General features: G+C 36.0%; 3 protein-coding genes. 1 reads left to right on the top strand and 2 read right to left on the bottom strand.

Going from position 1 to position 7,168, the window contains the following annotated elements; all coding sequences use genetic code 11:
* Positions 1-235: 235 nt before the first annotated feature.
* A complete protein-coding gene (locus tag ACP6PM_RS34990; RefSeq protein ID WP_426591477.1) occupies positions 236-2,134 on the bottom strand; it encodes a sensor histidine kinase in 1,899 nt (632 codons plus the stop codon).
* Between the two features lie 1,051 nt (positions 2,135-3,185).
* Positions 3,186-4,073, bottom strand: a complete 888-nt coding sequence (locus tag ACP6PM_RS34995) for a phosphate/phosphite/phosphonate ABC transporter substrate-binding protein (RefSeq protein ID WP_426591478.1) — start codon at positions 4,071-4,073, stop codon at positions 3,186-3,188.
* Between the two features lie 169 nt (positions 4,074-4,242).
* Between ACP6PM_RS34995 and ACP6PM_RS35000 the strand changes: the two genes are divergently transcribed.
* Complete coding sequence (locus tag ACP6PM_RS35000; RefSeq protein WP_426591479.1) at positions 4,243-6,765, top strand: 5'-nucleotidase C-terminal domain-containing protein; 2,523 nt, start codon at positions 4,243-4,245, stop codon at positions 6,763-6,765.
* Positions 6,766-7,168: the final 403 nt, after the last annotated feature.

Consider the following 7,168-nt stretch of genomic DNA (forward strand, 5'->3'; position numbering starts at 1 on the left):
AATTACTTTTTTGCTCTTTATTAGCCCAGTTAATGTTTATTATTCTTATGTTGTAGGGACGTTCGCATTTTTGTTATGCAACGTCCCTACCTCCCCACACTTCCCCACACTCCCCACACTTCCCCACACTCCCCACACTTCCCCACACTCCCCACAAGGTTTTCAGGAGTTCCTTATCAGGGATAGCTTAAAAGGAGAGGCTTTAGACCACAATTAATAATTAATTATTAATTATTTAATGAGGCATTTTGGTCGGCAAAGTAATAGTAAATTCTGTTCCATGATCAGAGTTAGAAATTACTTGAATTTTTCCACCATGCTGTTTAAGAATCTGGTAGCAATTTGTTAATCCTAAACCGGTACCTTGACCAACAGGTTTTGTCGTAAAAAATGGGTCAAATAATTTGTCTAAAATATTTGCTGGTATTACCGGACCATTATTCCAAAAACTTACTCTAACTCGATCTATATCTATTTTTTCTGTTTGAATTTTCAAAGTAGGAACAAAATCTATTTGACTTGCTTGCAATTCAAATTCTGGTTCATTAATGGCATCAAGAGCATTGGCAAGTATATCCATAAATACTTGATTCATATTAGCTGGATAACACTCAACTAAAGATAAATCTCCATAGTTTTTAATTAATTTGATTGAGTGAAGTTTATAATTTAAAATTACCAGAGTATTTTCAATACCTTCATTGAGATTAATAGATTTAACATCCGCTTCATCCAGGTGAGAAAAATTTCTTAAAGACTGAACAATTTGTCGAATCCTTTCTGCACCATTTTTCATAGAAGATAAAATTTTCCACAAATCTTCAGTTAAAAAATCTAAGTCAATTTCTTCTAGATAATCTTCAATTTCTGGCTTTGGTTGAGGATAATGCTGCTGATATAAATCTACTAACTCTAACAAAGTTTCGGCATATTCTTTGGCATACTTAGTATTGCCAGAAATAAAGTTAATTGGATTATTAATTTCATGGGCAACTCCAGCAACCATTTTCCCTAAACTAGACATTTTTTCTGTCTGAATAAGTTGGGATTGAGTTTCTCGAAGTTGCTGTAGTGCTTTAGTAAGTTCAATAGTCCGTTCTTCCACGCGCTTTTCTAAAGTTTTTTGAGATATTTCTAGCTGATGAGTATATTCTCCCACCCACAAAATAAGTTTATTTAAAGAAACCGCTAATAATCCAACTTCATCTTCTGTATTCACAGTAGCTTGTAGCTGGAAATTAGATTCTTTAGTAACTCTTTGAGCAACTTCAGTCACTTGTTTTAAAGGATTAGCAATTAAACTACTGATGTAAATTGCTAAAAATGTTGCAGTTCCTAGAGAAATAAAAATACTAATAAGAAGAATTCTTCTTTTTAATTTAATTACTATATCAAAACTAGAATTAGCTTGCAAATATTGGCTCTCTGCTACTTTCAGAATAGAGGTTAATTTTCCCGATAAACGCTCGAATTTTAGATCTATTTGAGTAGCTCCTTTGTCAGTTAATGAAACAATTATTGCTTTTTGCGCTTGAGGCACTTCCTCTGGTTTTAAATTAGGTGGGTCAATTTTTTTCCATAGAGATTCAATCCTATCTACATAATCGTTTGTGACTGTTGTATAAGATTTTAATAGTTCTTGATATTTCCTAACTTCTATAGCTAAATCATTAGGATGAGTATCTATAAAAACAGCAAGCTCTTCTAAATTTTTTCTCACTCTACTAACATATCCTAAAAATTTTGCTTTCTCAAAATCAAACCAAATATTTTTAGTCAATGCTGGAACTAAATTTTGAGGATGGGAAGTCATTCCCAATACAGATTTTTCCAGATCGTTCAGAATTTTACTTTGTTTGTCTGCAATATTTAATGTTTTTAGCGCCTGCTTTTCAGCATATTCTGAAATTATTAAGCCTATAGTAATTCCAATTACTGCAACACCAATAGCTATGGCATAACTATAACCAAATTTTTGAGCAATACTCAGACGCTTTAATACATTACTTATCTTATTGCTCTTAAATTTACTTAGCCGTTTCAAAATATTATTTTTATTTGGCTGTCGCATCTTATTTATTAGAGAATAATTAACTTCTATCTCTTGGCAATAGTCATTTTGTTCAGATTGCATAAAAACTTGTATTTTTATTAGCTATTTTATTTTCAGCAACTATAATAAATAGTTCAGAGTAGGGGAAGATTTTGAGGGAAAAATCGGCCTTATGTCTAGCTTTTCCGCTAAACCAGCTCCTACATTTATTTTCAAGTTTAACTAAATATACCTACTTATTTACAACTGATAACTGATAACTGATAACTGAAATGACCAACTCCGAAAATTTAGCACCCTGAAATGTCTGATATTTTTATCTCTAGATTTTCTCTCAAATGATAACTGATAACTGAAATGACCAACTCCGAAAATTTAGCACCCTGAAATATCTGATATTTTTATCTCTATTTTATTTCAAAAAATGTGTATTTTTCACAGAAAAAAAATCTTAATGAAGTCAGAAGTTATAAGTCATAAGTCAGAAGTTATAAGTTGTTTTGTCACGGGAATTTTGAACAATCCTCCAAAAACATTTCGCCAATCAAGGCGGGGTTTTAGACCCAATTATTTTGATAATTTTTTGATTTATAGCACTACGCAAATAGGTTAGGAAATTTCTAAATCCTGAAACCTTTTGATAGTCAACTGTTCCCAGTTAAGTGTTCCCTATTCCCGATTCAAGTAGCGCTATATCTATAGGGTTGAGCGAAATTTATGAAGCACAGTTATTTTTATTTTTTGATGCTCCCTGTTAAACTGTTCCCTATCACGTTCCAATTTTTATTCTTCAACAACATCCCTGACGGCAAATGTTAGTATTTCTGGTTTATTTGCTATTTGTGAGTTAGTAGTATTATACCAATTCCCAAAAGTATTGCTAGACTTAAGTCCTACTTCAATTATTAAGTAATTAACACAGATAAAATTACTTTTTTGCTCTTTATTAGCCTAGTTAATGTTTATTATTCTTATTTTGTAGGGACGTTGCATGCAACTACCCCGTTAAACTGTTTCATATACCCTAAAATCTAGAACTTTTTACCTAACTCAAATCTCATAATTATTGTGTTTAACTTGCTCTTAAAATAACACTTGCCCAAATTAAAATTTACTTGTGAATAACGATAGATTATTGTGCAATTAGATCCCCTTCTCCGATCGCCTGATAAACATCACGAATCAAATCGTAATCAGTATCATTAGCAACTACGAGTTTAGAAGTCTTATATTTCTTTGTAGATTTTCCCTTTGCCAAAGCTATCACTAATTGTTCTTGATTGTTAACAATAAGATTTTTATACTCTTCAACTACCTGAGAATTTAGTTTATTACTAACAATAATTACATCACTAGGTAACAAAGCAGTTTTAGCTATGATCGGAAAATCATTTTCTGATGCATTCTCTGTTTTGAGGAGAAAATCATAGTCTGAAGTAGATCCTCCCCACGCATCAACCTTTCCTTGTTTAAAACTTTCTAGACTACCATCATCTCCCAACATCATAATTTTCAGATCGGACTTAGGATTTAATCCTGCCTCTATCAGTAGTTTTGTTACCCCCAGATGACCACCTGTGGAACCGATATATGACATCGCTATAGTTTTACCTTCTAGTTGGGCAACAGATTTAATAGGACTATTAGCATTAACTACAATTACAGAATGATAATTAGGGCGAGTCACTGCAATTAAAGGTATTGCATTTGTCCGAGCATTAATCACAACATATTCCGATGGCCCAGCTAATACCAAATCTACTTGATTCAACTGTAAAGCTGCTGTAGCTGCGATATAACTCTCAACTGGAAAAAACTCAATTTTTGTTCCCAATACTTTTTCCAGAACGGCACGAAATGGCTCATAATCACGCAACTTTTCCTTGCCAACAACATCCGTCACTGCAAATCGAAGTTTTTCTGGTTTCTTCCCTATTTCCGAGTTACGAGTATTATTTGTCGTTGCAGAACAACTGGTAATAAAGAGTAAAGTATATCCAATAAAATTACGCCGTTTCATACTTTTTTCCCACTCTAAATTTAGCTGAATTACTCAGCTACATAATAGCATTATTTATAAGAATATGTTTTTTTAACTAACCCTTAACCTAATGGCAAGCTTTTTTTAAATATTACTTAATTCTGTGAGGATATTATAGGCGAGAAAATCTTGAAATTTCCCGAAATACATGGAACCAATTCAACTACAAATTCTTCATGCTGCTGACCAAGAAGGCAGTATTCCAGCAATTGAAGATGCTGTTAATTTTTCCGCAGTTATAAACGCTCTAGAAGATGATTTTGATAATACTTTAAAATTATCTTCTGGAGACATTTATATTCCCGGACCATTCTTTAATACTAGTGATGAACTTTATGGCGAACCAGGTATCGGTGATATTTTAATTAATAATGCTCTTGGGTTTCAAGCAGTTGCTTTTGGGAACCATGAATTTGACCAAGGAACAGGAACCATTGCTAATCTAATTGCAGCAAACCCAGAAATTACAGGACCAGGAATTGGTGATGATGGTTTTCTAGGTACTCAGTTCCCCTATCTCAGCACCAATCTTGACTTCGGTCCTGATGAAAATCTTGCTGATTTTGTTTTAGCAGACGGTGGAACACCCGAACCCAATACAATTTCCGGTAGTGTTGTTATTGAAGTAGGTGGGGAAGAAATAGGTATTGTCGGTGCAACCACCCCTGCCTTACCTTCCATTGCTTCCACTGGTGATGTTGTTGTCTCGCCCACAGATAGTGATGATATTGAAGCTTTAGCTGAAATTATCCAAGAAACAGTAGATGAATTAACTGCTACAGGTATTAACAAAATAGTTCTGCTGACCCACATGCAGCAGATTAGTATTGAAGAAGAATTAGCACAACTTCTGACAGATGTTGATGTGATTATTGCTGGCGGTTCCAATACTCTTCTTGCCGCAGAAGATGACATTCTACGAGATGGAGACGAACGTGATGGTCAATATCCCCTCCAATTCACATCCGCTAGCGACGAACCTGTATTAGTCATTAATACTGACGGCAACTATAGATATGTGGGTCGCCTCATCGCTGACTTTGACGAAAATGGCATTATTACCAGTTTTGATGAAGATTTAAGTGGTGCTTATGCTACTGATGATGAGGGAGTTGACCGAGTTTACGAGGAAGATGTCGATCCAGAAGATGAAGCTGACCCCACAGTGGTAGCTGTGACAAATGCTATTAATGAGAATATTTCTGACAGAGATGGCAATATTTTCGGTTCCACAGATGTATTCCTCAACGGTACAAGAGGAAATGTCCGCACCGAAGAAACTAATTTAGGAAATCTTACGGCAGATGCAAATTTATTTATTGCTCAAGAATATGACTCTGATGTGGTAGTTTCTCTTAAAAATGGTGGCGGTATCCGCGACAATATCGGTCAGTCATTTATTCCTGCTGGGGGTACTTCCGACGATTTAGTGCAGTTGCCTCCTGCTGGAAATGATTTCGTAGGTAAAGAAGAAGGGCAAATTTCCCAGCTAGATATTGAGAATACCCTCCGCTTCAATAACGAACTAACTCTACTAACAGTTACAGCAGAAGAACTCAAACAAATTCTTGAGCATAGTGTAGCAGCAACCGCAGATGGTGCAACTCCCGGTCAATTTCCCCAGGTAGGTGGTCTTAGCTTCAGTTTTGATGCCACTCAACAAGCTATCGAATTTAGTGAAGATGCTGATGGAAATCTTACAGGTGTTGCAACTGATGGAGAGCGCGTCAGGAGTTTAGCAATTCTAGATGAAAATGGAGCGATCGCCGATGTTGTAGTTCGCAACGGTGAAATAGTTGGAAACTCAGACCGAGAAATTCGTCTGGTGACTCTCAACTTCCTTGCAGGTGGAGGCGATAGTTATCCTTTCCCACTGTTTGGCGAAAATCAAGTTGAATTGGTAAATGAAGATTTGCCAGCAGATGCAACTAATAATGCTAACTTTACTGATAACGGTTCCGAACAAGATGCACTAGCTGAGTTTCTCTCAGAAAATTTCCCTGCTGATGGCAACCCTAGTTTTACTGATGCAGATACACCTCCAGAGCAAGACGAACGGATTCAAAATTTGTCTGCACGTCAGGATACAGTCTTAACTATTCGAGGAAATGATGATGATAGTCGCCTCGTTGGTAGTGCTGATGAGGATACTATTATTGGTGGTAGTGGTAATGAGTTCTTGTTTGGTAGAGATAGCGACGATCTATTGCAAGGTCGCCTTGGTTTTGACAACTTGTTTGGTGGTGATGGTGACGATACTCTAAATGGAGGTCAAGGACGCGATCGCCTCAATAGTGGACCCGGAGATGATGAAATGACTGGTGGTGCCAGCATTGACCGTTTTATCTTTAGCACAAATCAGGCTTACAGTCAAGATGATTTAGGGGAAGATACCATTACTGATTTTGACGTGCAACGGGATATTATTCTCCTAGACAGAACAACTTTCACTGCTATTGAGGACGGAGCTAATTTTGACGATGTGTTTGCTACTGTCACCAGTGATGCTGCTGTTGCTACTGACGATGCCGTAATTGTTTACAATACTAATAACGGTAATTTATTCTATAATCAGAATGGTAGTGATGCAGGGTTAGGCAGTGGTGGTTTATTCGTCACCCTGGAAAATGCACCTACACTTGACGCTGATAATTTTGTGTTTAGAGGGTAGGAGTCAGTACGCAACAAACATCAACCTGTAGGGGTGGGTTCAACCGTTAATTGTGATATTTGACAATAAATCACATAAACCCACCCCCAACCCCAACACATATTTATCAACAGATAGGGGGGCAGGTTTATTTTATTTAATTCTCATTATCATCATCAACGGCAAAACCTGCCCCTACAATTTCAATGATCGTATCCAACAATAAACCATCCAAACATTAATTATCAAAAAAAAACCATACAAAAATCAGTAGGGGTGGGTTCAACCGTTAATTGTGATATTTGACAATAAATCACGTAAACCCAACCCGAACCCCAAAAAAATTTATCAATGGATGAGGGCAGGTTGATTTTATTTAATTCTCATTATCATCATCAACGGCAAAACCTGCCCCTACAATTTC

This window comes from Dapis brunnea BLCC-M229, from assembly GCF_050015995.1.
Lineage (GTDB): Bacteria > Cyanobacteriota > Cyanobacteriia > Cyanobacteriales > Microcoleaceae > Trichodesmium.